General features: G+C 53.8%; 1 pseudogene. It reads right to left on the reverse strand.

The annotated features are described in order from the left end of the window. Window positions 1-464, reverse strand: a pseudogene (locus U1872_RS22505) (aconitase family protein); the annotation flags it as partial. Window positions 465-730 lie beyond the last annotated feature (266 nt).

Here is a 730-nt window from a genome sequence, read left to right on the forward strand (position 1 = left end):
GACGTTCCGATGCCAAACGCCAAAGCACCAAAAGCTCCGTGGGTCGACGTGTGGCTGTCGCCGCAAACAATTGTCGAGCCAGGCAATGTCAGGCCCAGTTCGGGTCCAATAATATGGACGATGCCCTGCATTCGGCTGCGTAGCGGGACATACGGGATGGTAAAGTCCGAAGCGTTCTTCTCAAGCGCCTCTACCTGAGTCCGACTTGGCAGATCCGCAATCGCTGCGAGGCCCCCAGACCGATCTTGAGTGGGCACGTTGTGGTCAGCCACTGCGATAGTCCGGTCGGGGCGACGGACCTTTCTCTTCTTTTCTCTGAGTCCCTCGAAGGCTTGCGGACTCGTGACCTCATTGACTAGATGACGATCGATATAGAGAAGCACAACTCCACCTTCTAGGTGGGCCGCCACGTGTGAGTCCCAGACTTTGCTAAATAACGTACGCGGGACTACACTCGATCTCATATCGCTGTCCATTTACAGGAATAGGTTGTTATCTACGAAATACGCCGCACCGAATCTAGCCGTGGTCAGAACCTATTCTAATGACAGGCCTTCCAGAACAAACCGATCGCTGATGCCTCGCAACGGTCAATCAAGTCACTAAACGACACCTTCAATGCGTAGAGCGTCAATCTCATCGGTGCTGAGTCCCGCTAGTGATCGTAGTACTTCGTCAGTGTGCTCACCGATTTCAGGCCCTGGCCATCTAATTGATCCTGGGCTCTCTT

This window comes from Parasphingomonas frigoris (assembly GCF_036663815.1).
Taxonomy (GTDB): domain Bacteria; phylum Pseudomonadota; class Alphaproteobacteria; order Sphingomonadales; family Sphingomonadaceae; genus Sphingomonas.